General features: G+C 42.7%; 13 protein-coding genes and 2 tRNA genes. 6 read left to right on the plus strand and 9 right to left on the minus strand.

What is annotated here, in order from left to right; all coding sequences use genetic code 11:
* Positions 1–47 precede the first annotated feature (47 nt).
* Entirely contained in the window at positions 48–434 is a 387-nt protein-coding gene (locus tag WFH18_RS01545; protein ID WP_004280536.1) for an SCP2 sterol-binding domain-containing protein, read from the plus strand.
* Between the two features lie 93 nt (positions 435–527).
* On the opposite strand, the gene WFH18_RS01550 is transcribed toward WFH18_RS01545, so the two are convergent.
* Positions 528–1643 carry a transglycosylase SLT domain-containing protein gene (locus WFH18_RS01550; RefSeq protein ID WP_004280534.1) on the minus strand — a complete coding sequence of 372 codons (1116 nt, stop codon included), beginning with the start codon at positions 1641–1643 and terminating at the stop codon, positions 528–530.
* Positions 1644–2005: 362 nt separating this feature from the next.
* Here WFH18_RS01550 and greB point away from each other — a divergent pair, with 362 nt between their 5' ends.
* The 5 genes from greB to epmA all read left to right on the plus strand — a co-directional run bounded on the left by greB (position 2006) and on the right by epmA (position 5260).
* Positions 2006–2500, plus strand: coding sequence for a transcription elongation factor GreB (gene greB, locus WFH18_RS01555; RefSeq protein WP_004280533.1), 495 nt, complete (start codon positions 2006–2008; stop codon positions 2498–2500).
* Positions 2501–2588: 88 nt separating this feature from the next.
* Positions 2589–2678 (plus strand) — tRNA-Ser (locus WFH18_RS01560).
* Between the two features lie 273 nt (positions 2679–2951).
* Positions 2952–3041, plus strand: a tRNA-Ser gene (locus WFH18_RS01565).
* 180 nt (positions 3042–3221) lie between these two features.
* The gene (locus tag WFH18_RS01570; protein WP_164542753.1) at positions 3222–4289 is read left to right on the plus strand and encodes a 4-phosphoerythronate dehydrogenase; all 1068 of its coding nucleotides are present in this window, start codon (positions 3222–3224) and stop codon (positions 4287–4289) included.
* Positions 4286–5260, plus strand: coding sequence for an EF-P lysine aminoacylase EpmA (gene epmA, locus WFH18_RS01575; protein ID WP_164542754.1), 975 nt, complete (start codon positions 4286–4288; stop codon positions 5258–5260). Before WFH18_RS01570 ends, epmA begins: the two co-directional genes overlap by 4 nt.
* A gap of 83 nt (positions 5261–5343) precedes the next feature.
* Here epmA and WFH18_RS01580 read toward each other — a convergent pair whose 3' ends face one another.
* From WFH18_RS01580 to WFH18_RS01615, 8 genes are all read right to left on the minus strand, one after another.
* Positions 5344–6579: a multifunctional CCA addition/repair protein gene (locus tag WFH18_RS01580; protein WP_164542755.1), complete on the minus strand. Its 1236-nt coding sequence runs from the start codon at positions 6577–6579 to the stop codon at positions 5344–5346.
* Positions 6580–6673: 94 nt separating this feature from the next.
* A complete protein-coding gene (locus tag WFH18_RS01585; protein ID WP_004645736.1) occupies positions 6674–8953 on the minus strand; it encodes an NADP-dependent malic enzyme in 2280 nt (759 codons plus the stop codon).
* Between the two features lie 140 nt (positions 8954–9093).
* Positions 9094–11970 (minus strand): putative bifunctional diguanylate cyclase/phosphodiesterase, encoded by a 2877-nt coding sequence (locus tag WFH18_RS01590; RefSeq protein ID WP_005265842.1) that lies wholly within the window; start codon positions 11968–11970, stop codon positions 9094–9096.
* Positions 11971–12147: 177 nt separating this feature from the next.
* On the minus strand, positions 12148–12858 hold the full coding sequence (locus WFH18_RS01595; protein ID WP_004645734.1) for a 16S rRNA (uracil(1498)-N(3))-methyltransferase: 711 nt from the start codon (positions 12856–12858) through the stop codon (positions 12148–12150).
* 37 nt (positions 12859–12895) lie between these two features.
* Positions 12896–13732, minus strand: coding sequence for a methylenetetrahydrofolate reductase [NAD(P)H] (gene metF, locus WFH18_RS01600; RefSeq protein ID WP_164542756.1), 837 nt, complete (start codon positions 13730–13732; stop codon positions 12896–12898).
* A gap of 181 nt (positions 13733–13913) precedes the next feature.
* Positions 13914–15296, minus strand: a complete 1383-nt coding sequence (gene ahcY, locus WFH18_RS01605) for an adenosylhomocysteinase (protein ID WP_164542757.1) — start codon at positions 15294–15296, stop codon at positions 13914–13916.
* Between the two features lie 175 nt (positions 15297–15471).
* Positions 15472–16308 carry a hypothetical protein gene (locus WFH18_RS01610; RefSeq protein WP_164542758.1) on the minus strand — a complete coding sequence of 279 codons (837 nt, stop codon included), beginning with the start codon at positions 16306–16308 and terminating at the stop codon, positions 15472–15474.
* Between the two features lie 243 nt (positions 16309–16551).
* Positions 16552–16959 (minus strand): transposase, encoded by a 408-nt coding sequence (locus WFH18_RS01615; protein WP_262442965.1) that lies wholly within the window; start codon positions 16957–16959, stop codon positions 16552–16554.
* Positions 16960–17011 lie beyond the last annotated feature (52 nt).

Consider the following 17011-nt stretch of genomic DNA (forward strand, 5'->3'; position numbering starts at 1 on the left):
TCGTCTGGATAGTCGACACAAATGAACAAATAATTTGAGGAAAGATCATGCCTGCTTTTTTAACTGATGATTGGTTTTCAACTGTAGAAACTCTAACTGCGCAAGCTGGCGATTTGAATTTGCCACCAGCTTTGGCGAACCTTGCGATTAATTTGGTTGTAGCGGACACTACAGGTAATACTGAACTATCTTTAGATGGTGGGGCAATCAAGAAAGGTTTGTCTTCAAATGCCAAAACCACGCTGAATATGGATGGCGAAACTCTACGTAAAGTTTTCCTGGAATTTGATATGGCTGCTGCGATGCAGGCCTTCATGACCGGCAAAATCAAAGTACAGGGTGATATGTCACAATTGATGGCACTTCAAACTGCAAAGCCAAGTCAGGAACAAAAAGATTTGTTCAAGAAAGTGCTTGAAAATACTACGGCTTAATTCTGCTAAGACATTAGCCTGAATGAAGACCAAAAAAGCTTACCCTGAGGTAAGCTTTTTTTATGGCATTTTGATTAACGCTAAGGTTTCAGCTTAGATATTCACCAATTGTGGTGTGGTCTTGATATGCTCCAGATAAGCACGAATACGGGTCACATATTGTACCGCTTGACGGTAGCGACCATTATTGGCTTTATTTTGATCCAGATAGGCATATAAATTCACCCAGTTATTCGGGTTCTTGCCTTGCGACTGAATGCGCTTTTGCAACTGATTCACTGCACCTGGGCCCATATTATAAGCCACCAGTGCAAACCAGTTTCGATCTGGAAAAGGAATATGATCATAGCGACTAAGCATTTGATCATAATACTTGGCACCACCCTGAATGCTTTGAGCCGGATCAGTACGGTTACTCACGCCCATTGCTTTGGCTGTACTGTTGGTCAGCATCATCAAACCACGCACACCCGTCGGAGAAACTGAATTCGGTTTCAGATAAGATTCCTGATAACCAATGGCCGCCAGTAAATGCCAATCCAGATCATACTGCTGCGCTGTCTGTTTAAAACTCGCTTCATAGATCGGCAGACGGTTGTTCAAATCACGTTGAATGGTGGTCCAAGATTCCTCTTTCACGACATTCTGATTATAAAATGAAGCAAGCTGCTTAATGGCACCACTTTGTTTGCCTTTGCAGACAAAAGCACTGGCCGTCTGGCTCAAAGGATCTGTAGCAGATTTAAACACCAGATTTAAATTGGTATTCAAGCCATTACTCGACAGAATTGATTCATCGCCACAAGTGGCCGAGAACGACGTCAAACGCTTGTTTTCAATGGTGCGTATATCAGTAGTCGTCATAGCCAGATTGGCTTTACCCTGAGCAACCCACTGTAGGGCAGTCTGATTATCAGGAACGATTTTAAAATCGAGTTTTACATTCAGATTGTTAGCATAGTTACGAACCAGATCATAACCGAAGCCATGCAGATGTTGTCCATCCTGGAATACGGTAGTCGGATTTTCAACCGCAACCACGGTCAACTTATTGCTATTGACCACATGATCAAACTGAAGTGTGGTCTTACTTGCATTGATACTGTGTAGGGGAATAAATGCAGTGCTCAGTACAAGTGCTTTCAAAGGGAGAGAAGAAATTACAGATCTTAGGCAAAGCCTCGACCCAGTGGATGAACTACTGTGCATGTTGTCTCCGCTACAAGTAATTTATGCCCTAAAAATCACAGCCAATAAAGCCAGAAATTTTAACAGTTTGATAAATTCAATAAGGGTTGGGCAGTCATGACGTCATTCAAAATGACAAGAGATTTAAAGATAATTATGTAGAAAAACTACATAGATTAAAAAGTAAGCATTTCCGGAAGTTGCTGGCATATTAATGATCTAAAAAACGATTGTCAAATTTTGTACACAAATTATTTTTAAAAATAATTTTAAGATACTGAAATATAAAGTTAATTTTTTTGGAATTTTGCCATTGTGTTAAAATGGTAAATAAAATAAGCTGTTTGTAAGTTAAAACACTGAAAATATGATCAGCAAGACGTATGAAATCCAACTTAATCACCCGTGCTGGACACGATAAATTGGTGGCAGAACTTAAGAATCTCTGGCATGAAGAGCGTCCTGAAATTACCAAAAAAGTGAACTGGGCAGCCAGTCTCGGCGACCGTTCTGAAAACGCAGACTACCAATATAACAAGCAAATTTTGCGTAAAATTGATCGACGGGTCAGGTATCTCGGCAAGCGCCTCGAAGAACTGAAAATCATCGATTTTTCCCCGGAGCAGGAGGGTAAGGTTTATTTTGGTGCTTGGGTAGAAATTGAAAACGAAGAAGGCGAACAAAAAACTTTACGCATTGTTGGTGTAGATGAAATTTATGATCATCATCCGCAGCATATATCGATCAGTTCACCGATGGCACGCGCGTTATTGGGCAAGCAGGTCGATGATGAGGCCGAGGTATTGACCCCCTCCGGCAAAAAACTCTGGTTCATCAATTCAATTCGTTATGAAAAGTCAGAAAATTCAGCAGATTAATGGAATTGATTTTATTTTGTGCAGTTGATGCAGTGAAAGTATAAAAATATTTGCCAAGCGTGATTTTTGTTTATATCATGTCGGCCATGGAAGCGTGGCAGAGCGGTTTAATGCACCGGTCTTGAAAACCGACGAGGGTGTGAGTCCTCCGTGAGTTCGAATCTCACCGCTTCCGCCAAATTTTAAAAACCCAGTCTATTTGACTGGGTTTTTTTATGTCTCAATATTTTTTCAGTTGTTGATCTACTTGATGCTGAATGTGATTATTTCTCTCATCATTCTCTACTGAGTTAAATTCAACTCAAGATCATTGCAATACTAAAATCTTTGAATGAAAATACTCAGATTGGCTTTGATTTCGGATGATTTTTAGCTGAATAAGCTGCTTTTTATAGAAGTTTCGCTAAATTTTATTGCCAAAAATCTAATTTATTTATATGATGGCGGCCAAGGAAGCGTGGCAGAGCGGTTTAATGCACCGGTCTTGAAAACCGACGAGGGTGTGAGTCCTCCGTGAGTTCGAATCTCACCGCTTCCGCCAAATTTTAAAAACCCCAGTCGAAAGATTGGGGTTTTTCTTTTTAGGCTGCAGATCTTGAATATTAAATTCTTCAGTCCTGAACTTAATTCATAAAATCTTGAAAAATGGACGTATCGGCCAAATATAGAGTCAGAGGCGTCAACGCGCTATCATACGTCCAAGCATCATATGGATCTCATTATGAAAATTGTCGCAGATGAAAATCTGGCATTTACCGATTATTTCTTTTCCGAATTTGGTGATATTCAACATCGTGCAGGGCGAACCTTAAGCGCAGATGATGTCAAAGATGCCGATAGCCTGTTGGTACGTTCAGTGACTCAGGTCAATGAAGTACTGCTACAGAATAGTTCGATTAAATTTGTGGGTAGTGCCACCATTGGCACAGATCATTTGGATATTGCTGCATTAGAACAGCATGGGATTCAATGGAGTAATGCGGCCGGCTGTAATGCGCAAGCAGTGGCTGAATATGTGATTACCGCGTTATTGCAGGTGCGTCCTGAATTACTCGATGCCAATGCGACATTTACCTTGGGTATTGTCGGTTTGGGTAATGTTGGAACCCGACTGGTCTACATGGCGAAGCTCTTGGGCTGGCGCGTGATTGGCTATGATCCTTTGGTGAAAAGAGAGCAGGTTGATCAAGTTGAATTTCATGAATTATTACAGCAGGCGGATGCAATTTCGATTCATGTCCCTTTAACTACAACAGGCGCATATCCGACTTATCATTTATTCAATGCTGCTGCATTGGCACAAATGCAGCCTGACGCAATCCTGATTAATTCAGCACGTGGGCCTGTTATTGAAGAGGCCGCGCTGATCCAGGATATACAGGCGACACATCGCACCGCGATTTTGGATGTTTTTGAGCATGAGCCGGTGATTTCAGCAGAACTTCTGGATCTGGTCACCTTGGTGACTCCGCATATTGCCGGCTATAGCCTAGAAGGCAAGGCACGTGGTACCCAGATGATCTATGAGGCTTTTTGTCAAACTTTCGGTTTTGCAGCTAATAAACAGTTTGAAACCCAGCTGCCTATCTGTGAGCAGTTTTTTCAGGGGCAGGATTTAAAAATGGCATTGCAACAGCATTTATCCCAAATTTATGACATTGCTCGTGATGATGCCAATCTACGTGCCTGTCTCAAAGAAGGCAAAATCGATCAGCAGGCATTTGATCATTTACGTAAAACCTATCCGCTGCGTCGTGAGTGGGCAGCACATGGTGGGCCGAAGGCATGACGATGACGTATCAACCCACTTGTGACCTTCAAGCCATGCGTGCACGGGCGACCTTATATCGTCAAATCCGTCAATTTTTCGCTGAGCGGGATGTATTAGAGGTGGAAACACCGATTTTGTCTCAAGCCGGTGTGACCGATGTGCATTTAGCCTCGGTACAGGCACAGCGCCATGTGCTGGGTAAACTGAATACGCATTATTTGCAGACCTCACCCGAATTTGCTATGAAGCGCTTATTGGCCAGTGGTAGTGGACCCATTTACCAAATCTGTAAGGTCTTCCGCAATGATGAGCATGGACGCAAGCACAATAGCGAATTCACCATGCTGGAATGGTATCGCCCGGGATTTAGCTTAAAAGATCTGATGTTTGAAGTATCGGATTTGCTGAATGTGACTTTGAAAGCACGTTTTGGTGAAATCCGTCCGACTATTCTGAGTTATAAACACGCTTTTATGGATCGTCTGGATCTCAATCCGCTTCAGGCAACTTTGCAGGAACTGAAAGACTGCTGCCGCCGCGTTGGTCTTAATCTGGATCTGGGAAATGACCGTCTTGGCTATATCGACTTGTTATTTTCACATATGGTTGAACCGAGTCTGGGGTTTGATACCGCAGTATTCCTGACCGATTTCCCCCCTGAAATGGCTTCTTTGGCCAAAACCCGAATCGATGAAGAGGGTGAACTGGTCGCCGCACGTTTTGAGCTGTATATCGAAGGTTTAGAATTGGCCAATGCTTATGATGAACTGATTGATGCTGACGTATTACGTTCGCGCTTTGAGGCAGATAATGCTGAACGAGCCAAACTTAGCTTGCATGTCATGCCCATCGATGAATATTTACTGGCGGCTTTACCGAAGATGCCGGAATGTTCAGGGATTGCCTTGGGAATTGACCGTTTATTGATGATTGCAACTAATCAAATGAAACTGGAAAAGGTGATTACTTTTCCGGCAGATATTTCCTGATCCAGCGAATTAGATAGTTTTAATTCCTTTTTTGATAAAGAGAAATTAAGCTATAAAAAAAGCACCCGAAGGTGCTTTTTTTATTATTCAATTGTTGCGGTTTGTTGTGCTTTAAGCTCACCAAGTGCCTGAATCCGTCGTTCAATCAGCATTTCGCCAATATCCGGTCCCTGAATATCGGCAGGCAGGTCTTGTGCCTTGATGGCACGTACGGTCTGCATTGCATCAAGGACGTATTGGGCTTGTGGATAAGCACGATCTTCCAGACCTAGACGGCCACGTGAATCACATTCACAGGCCTGTACAAAAGCTTCGACACGTTCAGGGCGACGTAACACATCCAGACGTTGCAATAATCGCCATAAGGTTCCCGGCTTAAGATTGAAGGCCTGATGGCATTTCAGATGCTCTTTGCACACAGCCAAAGCCAGCTGCTTGGTATACGTCGGCACTTTTAAACGGTCACACAGGTCATTCACTGGCTTGATGCCTCGCTCTTCATGCATGATATGTCGCGGTAATTCTTCAAGCGGCGTCAAAGCCTTGCCTAAATCATGCACTAAAACGGCAAAACGTACATCCAGACTATAATTTTGACGACACGCCTGCTGCAAGGACATCATCGTGTGAATGCCACAGTCAATTTCCGGATGATATTCAGGGCGCTGTGGAATGCCATATAAGGCATCAATCTCAGGGAAGAGTACCTTTAAAGCACCACATTGACGTAATACTTCAAAATACACATCAGCATGACGTTCCGATAATGCACGCGAAGTTTCTTTCCATACACGTTCCGGTGTCAATGCATTTAATTCACCCGATTCAGTCAAGCGTTGCATTAACGCCAAAGTTTCATCGGCAATCACAAAACCTGCACTCGTATAACGGGCAGCAAAACGGGCTATTCGCAGTACGCGCAATGGATCTTCGATAAAGGCATCGGAAACATGACGTAGAATCCGGTTTTCCAGATCCTGTTGACCGCCATAAGGGTCATAAACCTGGCCGGCATCATCCATGGCCATGGCATTAATGGTCAGATCGCGACGAATCAGATCCTGCTCTAGCGTAACGCTGACATCGGTATAAAACTCAAAACCATGATAACCGGCGCTAGATTTACGTTCGGTACGCGCCAGTGCATATTCTTCTTTTGTTTGGGGATGTAGAAAAACAGGGAAATCTTTGCCTACGGGCTGATAGCCTAAGTCAAGCATTTGCGCGGGGGTTGCACCAACGACTACATAATCTTTTTCGTGATAGGGGTGTCCGAGCAAATGATCTCGAACTGCGCCGCCTACTAAATAAACTTGCATGAAAAAACCTCTATTCTTACAAGCATCATGCTACAGAATAGAGGTTTTCTCAAGTTAAGAAACGAGGCTGATGCGTCGTTATCTTGTCATTGGCTTAAAGTGCATCTTGTTCTGCTTGCTGGATTTCAGCAACAGTCAGTGCAGTCATGTTGATCACACGGCGCGTGGTCGCAGTCGGCGTCAAAATGTGGACAGGTTTCGCAGCACCCAACAGAATTGGACCAATCGTTACGTTGTTGCCTGAAGTTGCCTTTAACAGGTTAAACGAGATATTGGCAGCATCCAGATTTGGCATGATCAGCAAGTTTGCAGAGCCTTTGAAACGTGAATTCGGGAATGCAAACTGACGAATGTTTTCATCCAGAGCAGCATCACCGTGCATTTCACCTTCAACTTCCAGCTCAGGCGCAATTTCAGACAGGATGTCATATACCTTACGCATTTTTTGCGCGCTGGCATCATGCTGGTCTGAACCGAAACTTGAGTGAGACAGCAGGGCAATACGTGGTGTCATACCAAAACGGCGAACTTCTTCAGCGGCCAGAATGGTCATTTCAGCCAGCTGTTCAGCTGTTGGATTGGTGTTGACATAGGTATCGGCAATGAACAAGTTACGGTCTTCAAGCATCAAGGCATTTAGGGTAAAGAAGGTATTATGACCATCTTTCTTGCCAATGATGTTGCTGACGAAGTCCAGGTGAATGTCATAGCTTGAATACGTACCACACAGCATACCATCTGCCATGCCATGTTTCACAAGCATCGCTGCGATCAGGGTAGAGCGGCGACGTGCTTCACGCTGTGCGTATTCAGGCGTTACACCCTTGCGCTGCATGATGTTGTAGTAATCATCTGCAAACATTTCATAGTTCGGGTTCTTTTCCTGATCAACAATCGTGATATTCACGCCATCTTCAAGACGTAGGCCCAACTTTTTGATGTTGGCTTCAATTACAGCTGGACGACCCACTAAAATTGGAATTGCCAAACCATCATCTACCGCGATTTGAACTGCGCGAAGTACACGCAGGTCTTCACCTTCCGCATAGGCAATACGTTTAGGATCAGATTTAGCCTGTTCAAAAATTGGTTTCATCATGAATGCAGAGTTGTAGACAAACTCAGACAAACGTTGACGATAATGCGAGAAATCTGTGATTGGACGTGTTGCCACGCCCGAATCCATGGCTGCTTGTGCAACAGCAGGGGCAATCTCTAGGATCAAGCGTTGATCCAGTGGACCCGGAATCAGGTATTCACGGCCAAATGATGCTGATTTTTCACCATAAGTCGCCGCATCAGCCTCAACGTGTGCCATACGCGCGATCGCGTGGACACAGGCAATTTTCATTTCTTCGTTAATGGTGGTTGCGCCAACGTCCAGCGCACCACGGAAGATGTACGGGAAGCACAGTGCGTTATTCACCTGGTTCGGATAGTCAGAACGACCAGTCGCCATGATCACGTCATCACGAACTTCATGCGCATGTTCAGGCAGAATTTCTGGATCCGGGTTCGCCAAGGCAAAGATGATCGGATCTTCAGCCATGACCTTGACCATTTCTTTGGTCAAAATGCCCGCAGCAGAAAGACCAAGGAACATGTCTGCACCTGAAATCACGTCACCAAGCTGAGTAGCTTCAATGTCTTGTACATAGGCTTTCTTAGATTCATCCAGGCCTTCGCGATGTGTAGTCAGCAGACCGCGTGAATCGGCAACGATGATGTTCTCTTTTTTAGCACCCAGAGCGCAAAGCAGATTTAAACAAGACAGTGCAGCAGCACCCGCGCCTGAAGCCACGATCTTGATGTCTTCAATTTTTTTACCGTTGATTTGTAACGCGTTGAGGAGCGCAGAACCGACAATAATCGAAGTACCGTGCTGATCATCATGGAATACTGGAATATTCATGCGTTCACGCAATTTTTGCTCGATATAGAAACACTCTGGCGCCTTGATATCTTCAAGGTTAATCCCGCCAAAAGTCGGTTCTAATGCAGCGACAATATCCACAATTTTGTCTGGATCATTTTCAGCAATTTCGATATCGAATACATCAACGCCAGCGAATTTTTTGAATAATACGCCTTTACCTTCCATCACTGGTTTAGAAGCCAAAGGACCAATATTACCCAAGCCAAGCACGGCAGTACCGTTGGTCACTACAGCAACCAGGTTGCCACGAGCCGTATACAATGCAGCAGTTGAAGGATCGCGTTCAATCTCAAGACATGGTGCAGCTACGCCAGGCGAGTAAGCAAGGGCCAAGTCACGTTGGTTGACCAATTGTTTGCTTGGTGTAACGCTGATTTTCCCCGGGGTAGGAAACTCGTGATAGTAAAGGGCCTGTTGCTTTAAAGATTGTTCGTCCATCAGTCTCTCGATCGTTGTAAAGATTACCCGGTCAGCGGGCAAAGAATTTATTTATGTTCCTGAATATACCATTTGTTAGCCAGTTCGGACAGACAAAGACGGCCGTTTTTCCAACAAACTTATTGTGGTGGGGTATGGACTTAGACTTGGGGTATATAAGTCTGATGCGTCTTGTCTCGCACTAAATAAGCGGTTGCATCCTGCTCAGGAAGCGGTTTGGAAAATAAGTAGCCTTGGGCAATATCACAGTCTAAATCACGTAAATATTCTAGCTGCTCTTCGGTCTCGATGCCTTCCGCGACCACGGTCATGCCCATGGCTTTACCCATGGCCACCATGGCACTGACAATGGCTGCCTGCTTGTTTTCCCCAATCTTGCAAACAAAACTGCGATCAATTTTTAAGGTATCAATCGGGAAATCAGTAAGATAGGAGAGGGAAGAATAACCTGTGCCGAAATCATCTACGGCAATATGAATATGTCGCTGTTTGATTTCATTCAGCAGGTTTTTGACCGCTTCCGAATTTTCAATTAAAGAAGATTCGGTAATTTCCAGCTCCAGGCTGGCGCCAGAAATCTGGTTGTCTGCAATGGCCTGATCCAGATCATCGAGCAATTGACCACGGCGCAATTGCTGCGCCACGATATTGACTGATACACAAATATGATTAAAGCCCAGATCATTCCATTGGCGAATCTGTTTAGCGGCCTGCTGGATCACTAGACGGCCAATGTCTGAAATCAGGCTGGTCTGTTCCGCTAACGGTATAAATAGGCCTGGTGCAATAATGCCTTTTTCTGGATGGTTCCAGCGAATCAGCGCTTCAAAGCCATAAATGCTTTGATCGCTAAAATTGATTTTAGGCTGATAATAGACAATCAGCTCATTATTCTGGATCGCTTTACGCAAATCCCGTTCCAGAAAAACTCCTTTGTTCTGTAATGAATGATTTTCACTGGAATAAAAGTGAATGGTGTTGCCACCGAGATTTTTGGCTTCATTCAATGCCTGTTCGGCGCAGTTATTTAAATAATCCAGCTGACGGCCATGATCAGGATAGAATGCCACGCCCATGGACAGGGTAATCACATGATCCTGACCGTAAATATTGAATGGTCTGCTAAAGGCCTGAGCGATGCGTTCACAATGGTGTTGAACTGAAGGGCGAATATGTGAGATTTCATAGAGAATCGCAAAATCATCACCATTTAGATGTGCCACAAATAGCGCTTCTGCATTGGTCATCCGCAGCCGCTGCGCCACCTGGCGTAAAAGTTCATCACCGCCGTTATTGGACAGGTATTCATTTAATGGCCGGAAACGGTCGATGTTAAGTCGAATCACAGCCATCTCTTTAATAGAGTCTTTTTGCGAAACCAGATATTGATGTAGCTGATAGTTATAGTAGAAGCGGTTTGGTAAGTCGGTCAGCGTGTCATAATTTTCCAGATAGGACAGGCGCTGTTCCTGTAATTTACGTTCAGTCAGATCCGAGACAATGCCAATATAATGGGTAATCCGGCCTTCATCATCAGTCACGGCATTAATATGCAGCCATAAGGTCGACTCTTTGCCAGACAGAAATTTGGCATAGACCTCTCCATCATAAGAGCCAATCTTTTGAATCTGTTTGACAATATTGGCCTGAAAAGTACGTTGCTGGGATTTATTTTGCACCGCAATATCAAATAAGGATTTACCGATGATCTGGTCACGCTCAAAACCGCTCAGGTATTCGTAGTGAGGATTGACATCGATATAATCCAAATCAGGATTCAGAATGAAAATGCCTTCCGCAGCCTGTTCCAGTACACTGGCCACCAGCTTTAAACGTTCTTGAGACAGACGTTCCTGCTGGATATCACGACGGATCCCGACCATGCGCAAGGGTTTTTTATTTTTAGGATCACGACTGATCACCCGGCCAATATCATGCACCCAACTCCAGCCACCTTCACTGAGCTTGATTCGGTAAGTAGCATCATAGCGTTCAATCTGGCCACGCAGATGCTGTTTCATATTGCGCTTAAAATAGTCCAGATCTTCAGGGTGAATCAGATACTGTAATTGCAGATGGTGATCTTTGGAATCGCGCAGAATCTTTTCGTCTTTATGATTGGTTAAGGTGATGCTGCGCTCTTGAATATTCCAGTCCCATGGCCGAATACCAGCAATTTCATGTGCAAGTTCCAGATTCTGCTGCTGATTTTTCAGGTCATGATTGATCTGTTCAATATCATAGGTACGTTCCCGTACCTTTTGCTCCAGCAATTGATTGCTAAGCTGTAATTGCAGTTCAATATCTTTAGATTTATTGACTTCAGTTTTGAGTTGCTGACACAGTTCATCAGTCCAGTGTACTTGCTGTTCTGCATTTTTCACCAGAATATCATTTTCCGCATACAGACGTGAGGTGCGGCTGTGAATTCGATAACTACTCGTCGCGCACAGCAAAATCACAATCATGGCGAAATTTAAGGCAAGCGCAAAGAACGGATTGGAATGACCTATATGATAAATTTGCGACAGTAAAAAGGGCAGTAAAGAAGGTAGAAATGCCAGGCAGAAATAACTGAGTTTCTGGGTCAGGTAGGTTAAACCGAAAGCTTGGGTAACAATCAGCAACAAGGCAGACAAGGTCAGTGCTTCAATATCTTCAAATGCAGGATTGGCCTGTGGCAAATAATAATAAATCGTAAAAATACCTGCCGCGATACTGATGCCAACAGCCAGACTCTGTATCTGTAACCAGCGATGTGCACTTTTCTGGTTATATTGTTCAGGTTTAAAATACAGCGTACTTACCAGCCAACACATGCTGACCAGAAATTCTGTCAGAATAAACCAGGTATTAAAATACGTATTAGACGGGCTATATTGAATGTGATAAATACAAAAAATATAAAGGCAGATCACCATTATACTGAGCAAAAAATAGCGACTATGACGAAGCGTGTTCGCAATCTGAGCATCATGTAAATGCTGTTGAATATAGTCGTCCTGATTATCAACCATGTGATTCAATGCCTGTATTCATCCTAAACGGTTTTCGTCCTTGTGCATTGTTGTTATAAAAACCCCAGGAAATGTGTGAAATCAATTAATAAGTATTTGTTATTCTTTAGTCGAGATTAGATGTCTTAAAAATAAAAATCAACAAAATTAAAGACAAATTTTTACTCATCCGATGAACTAAAGCACATAATTTAAAATTGACAGGGCAACAACAGGAGCAGTTTCGGTACGCAGGACGCGCTCGCCGATACACCAGTTAAGAAAACCTTTTTGATTTGCGGTACTAATTTCCGCCTCACTCAGGCCACCCTCAGGGCCGATCAATAGGACAAGATCCAAGGTCGCCTCTGCCAGTACATCTGTTTCATCTTTATTGGGTGCCAAAACCAGTTTGGTGTTGGGTAGTTCAGTATCCAGCCATTTTTCAAGTGATATGGGCGCTAAAATTTTAGGCACAATATTCAGACCACATTGTTCACAAGCCGCAATAGCAATGCCTTGCCAGTGATCTAGTTTTTTCTGGTCGCGATCATACTTTAAACGCATTTCACAACGATCCGAAGTCAGCAGCTGAATTTCGGAAACGCCCAGTTCGACTGCTTTCTGAATCGCATAATCCATGCGGTCGCCTTTACTCATTACTTGACCGAGTAAAGCCTGAAACTTGGGTGTGCGATTGGCAGGACTAAATGTATTGACCGAGACGGTGGCTGATTTTTTAGCAACTTCGGTTAAAGTCACGTCATATTCGCCACCCTGTCCATTGAACAGGGTCGCGCTTTCACCGACTTGCGCGCGTAAAACTTTTACCCAATGATGAAATACAGTTTCCGTAAGCTCAAGGCTGACATCAACAGTTAAATCAGCATCTATATAAAAACGTGGCATTGATCGTTCTACTCAAAAAATCGGTGAAATAAAAGGCTTAAGCTAAACCAAGATCGGTGACCAGCTGACGGGTCGGGTCAGTAGTGTTCATGGTGTAGAAATGCAAGCTTGGCGCACCACCTGCAAGCAGACGCTCACAGAATTTAACCACAACTTCATGGCCAAAGGCTTTAATGCTAGCAGTATCGTCACCATAGGTTGCCAGTTGCTTGCGAATCCAGCGTGGAATCTCAGCGCCGGTACCATCAGCAAAGCGAATCAGGTTGCTGGCATTGGTAATTGGCATGATGCCTGGCGCAACTGGAATATCGATTCCTGCTTTCTGGATGCGATCTACAAAGTAGAAATAAGCATCTGGATTGAAGAAGAACTGGGTTAATGCCGCATTGGCACCCGCATTAACTTTATCAACAAAGTGCTGAATGTCTTTGTCAAAGCTTTCAGCCTGAGGATGCATTTCCGGATAAGCTGCGACTTCAATCTTGAAATGATCGCCTGAATGTTCACGGATAAAGCGAACCAGATCAGCTGCATAAGGTAATTCACCCAAACCGACCTGACCAGAAGGCAAGTCACCACGCAGGGCAACAATGCGGTCAATACCTTGAGATTTGTACAGGTCTAGAAGTTCTGCAATACGTGCCTTATCATCGCCAATACAAGACAGGTGAGGGGCGACAGGTGCGCCTTTGCCATTAAAGTCATTGATGGTAGACAGGGTGCGTTCACGGGTCGAACCGCCAGCACCATAGGTCACAGAGAAGAACTCTGGATTTAAGAGTTGTAGCTCTTGATGCACAACTTTGAGTTTTCCCGCACCTACATCAGTTTTGGTCGGGAAGAATTCAAATGAAATTGGAATCTGTTTAGACATGTTCAAATCCTTTTTATAAATACTTGTAATTTTGGATTGCCCTCATCCTAACCTTCTCCCAAAGGGAGAAGGGACTTCCATTACGATAGTTAAAGTCTTTAAAACTTACCCTCTAACTATTTTCACAATAGAAGTTTCCCTCTCCTTTTAGGAGAGGGCTAGGGAGAGGTAAAAACAAAAATTAGTATTTATAAGCATCCGACTTGAATGGACCTTCAACTTGAACACCTAAGTAATCCGCTTGTTCTTGAGTCAGTTGAGTCAAGACACCACCGAAACCAGCAACCATCGCAGCAGCAACCTCTTCATCTAATTTCTTAGGAAGAAGCTCTACACGAATTTGTGCAGCTTTTTCAGATTCTGGAAGATCAGCAAATTTCTCAGCGAATAAATGCATTTGACCCAATACCTGGTTGGCAAATGAACCATCCATAATACGTGATGGGTGACCAGTCGCATTACCCAGGTTCACCAAACGGCCTTCAGAAAGAAGGATCAGGTAATCATTTTCATTTTCTGAACGATACACTTGGTGTACTTGAGGTTTAACTTCAACCCACTTGTAGCCACGTAGGTAAGCTGTATCAATTTCAGTATCGAAGTGACCAATATTACATACAACAGCACCCGCTTTTAATGAATCAAGCATTGCTGAATCACAAACGTGGTAGTTACCCGTTGTAGTCACGATCAGGTCAGTGTTTTGAAGAAGGTCAACATTGATGTCTTCTTTCTTACCAGTTTGCACGCCATTTTTGTATGGAGATACAACTTCGTAACCGTCCATGCATGCTTGCATTGCACAGATTGGATCAACTTCAGTTACGCGTACAATCATGCCTTCTTGACGAAGTGATTGCGCAGAACCTTTACCTACGTCACCGTAACCGATCACAAGTGCACGACGGCCAGATAGAAGCATATCTGTACCACGTTTGATTGCATCGTTCAGTGAGTGGCGGCAACCGTATTTGTTGTCGTTTTTAGATTTCGTTACTGAGTCGTTTACGTTGATCGCAGGAACTTTTAAAGTGCCATCACGAAGCATTTCGTACAGACGTTGAACACCTGTCGTTGTTTCTTCAGTTACACCGTGAATTCTTGCAATCACTTCTGGGTATTTTTCATGAACAAGTAGCGTTAAATCACCGCCATCGTCAAGAATCATGTTAGCATCCCAAGGCGTGCCATTTACATTGATTTGTTGTTCAAGACACCACATGTATTCTTCTTCAGTTTCACCTTTCCAGGCAAATACAGGAATGCCCGCAGCAGCGATTGCAGCAGCAGCATGGTCTTGAGTCGAAAAAATGTTACATGAAGTCCAACGAACTTCAGCGCCTAATTCAACCAGTGTTTCAATAAGAACAGCGGTTTGGATTGTCATGTGGATACAACCCAAGATTTTAGCGCCAGCAAGTGGTTTAGCAGAGGCATAGCGTTTACGCAGACCCATTAGGGCTGGCATTTCAGCTTCTGCAAGTTTAATTTCTTTACGGCCGTAATCAGCAAGTGAAATATCAGCAACTTTGTAATCTGTAAATGAAGCAGTAACCGCGTTCATCAGGATCTCCTAGGAAAAAATAGATTGGATCGTTCTGTTCGCGGATGCCGTTGTTGATCAGAACGAATATCTGACCGATGGTCGAGCCTAGCGATTTTACATTTAGTACCTGTAAAACGTCGCAGCATCCCTCGACTAGCGGGGTATTGTACTTGGAAAATTCAGAAGGTGAAAGTCAGATGCTTAAAGTTTCATCTAACAGTTCTAATAAGTCATCTTTTTCTTGGAATGCTCTCCAAATTACGAAAGCTTTATCCACGATTTGGATCTGTTTTGCATTTGAATTATATTCAATTACAGTTGGTTTTATATCAATTTTTGTTTGTAATTCAATTATTCGAGATAAAAATACGGACATTTGGGGTAAAGATATTTTTTTAACTAAATAGTCTTTTATTAAACGTAATAACGCTTGTGTATAAATACCTCGATTCAAGTCTTTTTCTTCGGCAATAATTAAACCTATTATAATCATTTTATATGGTTGAGATTCAGTGTCCCCAAAGCCCCCACTAAATTCTGTAAGAAATTTCTCATAGCGGGAGTTTTGAACACTTAGAATATTCTTTATTTCAGAATAGACATCAAATCCCATTCCAACATGTTTAATTTCAGGTTGAGTTTTATATATTCCACTTTGTGTACATGCTTCAGCACAAATTTGTTGAAAGATAAAAATACTTCCTCGGCATAATTCAATTAGAAGGTTTTTGAAAGCAGAGTTGAACTTAACGTTTAATAGGCGCTCACTATTTTCAAAGACTTTTGTAAGATCTGTAGCTGACCAATAGTCTGCATTTATTGATTGAATTCTCCCACTTAGTTCCCCATTTAAAACAGTTAGTCTATCTTTTTCTAACCAAATTCCAATTATAATAAATGTAATATTAGAATTATCTTGAAATGCTTTGAGTGCATAAGCAAAAGATTTTTGTGTTTCTGGTTGTAGGTAATGAAAGTCTTCTAAAATTATATATTTCTCGAAATTAATTTTTTTAAGTAAGTCAATCACTTGATTTATATCATCTAAATCAAGTATGCAGGTATTTTCTTCATTATACTTTTTCTCACTACTTAATTTAATACTAACTTTTAAAATACTTGGTAATTCAGCTTCAGCACCAATTTCACCTCCAATAGTTTTTTCAACATTAGAAATTATTTTACATCCAGCTTTATTTAAAATTGACTGTATTAATTTTTTTAAATTCCAATTAGGCTGACATGTAATGGAAATACATTCACTAAGTTGTCATTAAAAAGTAAACATGTATTCTTTTCCGAATTGGTTTGATACTTTCTCCACCCATTGCTCTATTTTGTCAGCTGTCATGACTTGAAAATCTCGCCAATAATATTTCATCTGCTTCCATACCATCTCGATTCGATTTAACTCAGGGCTATAAGCTGGAATAAAATACAGATTCGTCGAAAAGTTAGTTTTAAGTAGCTCTCTGTAATCAGCCATCTTTTTACTTCTATGAATCGAGGCATTATCAACAATAAGAACCAATGGAAGGTTATACGTCTGTTTTACTTGTTGAGCTATTCCAGTTAAATAGGCATAAAACCAAGTACTTGTCACTGACTCTTGTAAACAGCTTGTCACCAGTTTCCCCGTTGAAAGCAAACACCCCATGACATTAACTCGTTTTAATCTTATTGCATCAACCGCATGAACATCACCTATCTTTGTCCACGCATAGCGGTTATCA

The sequence above is a fragment of the Acinetobacter sp. USHLN143 genome (genome assembly GCF_037145695.1).
Taxonomy (GTDB): domain Bacteria; phylum Pseudomonadota; class Gammaproteobacteria; order Pseudomonadales; family Moraxellaceae; genus Acinetobacter; species Acinetobacter fasciculus.

What these genes read in the sequence shown, in the direction of transcription:
- WFH18_RS01545 (WP_004280536.1), top strand. Translation starts at nt 48, where the DNA reads ATGCCTGCTTTTTTAACTGATGATTGGTTTTCAACTGTAGAAACTCTA.
- WFH18_RS01550 (WP_004280534.1), bottom strand. Translation starts at nt 1,643, where the DNA reads ATGCACAGTAGTTCATCCACTGGGTCGAGGCTTTGCCTAAGATCTGTA.
- greB (WP_004280533.1), top strand. Translation starts at nt 2,006, where the DNA reads ATGAAATCCAACTTAATCACCCGTGCTGGACACGATAAATTGGTGGCA.
- WFH18_RS01570 (WP_164542753.1), top strand. Translation starts at nt 3,222, where the DNA reads ATGAAAATTGTCGCAGATGAAAATCTGGCATTTACCGATTATTTCTTT.
- epmA (WP_164542754.1), top strand. Translation starts at nt 4,286, where the DNA reads ATGACGATGACGTATCAACCCACTTGTGACCTTCAAGCCATGCGTGCA.
- WFH18_RS01580 (WP_164542755.1), bottom strand. Translation starts at nt 6,579, where the DNA reads ATGCAAGTTTATTTAGTAGGCGGCGCAGTTCGAGATCATTTGCTCGGA.
- WFH18_RS01585 (WP_004645736.1), bottom strand. Translation starts at nt 8,953, where the DNA reads ATGGACGAACAATCTTTAAAGCAACAGGCCCTTTACTATCACGAGTTT.
- WFH18_RS01590 (WP_005265842.1), bottom strand. Translation starts at nt 11,970, where the DNA reads ATGGTTGATAATCAGGACGACTATATTCAACAGCATTTACATGATGCT.
- WFH18_RS01595 (WP_004645734.1), bottom strand. Translation starts at nt 12,858, where the DNA reads ATGCCACGTTTTTATATAGATGCTGATTTAACTGTTGATGTCAGCCTT.
- metF (WP_164542756.1), bottom strand. Translation starts at nt 13,732, where the DNA reads ATGTCTAAACAGATTCCAATTTCATTTGAATTCTTCCCGACCAAAACT.
- ahcY (WP_164542757.1), bottom strand. Translation starts at nt 15,296, where the DNA reads ATGAACGCGGTTACTGCTTCATTTACAGATTACAAAGTTGCTGATATT.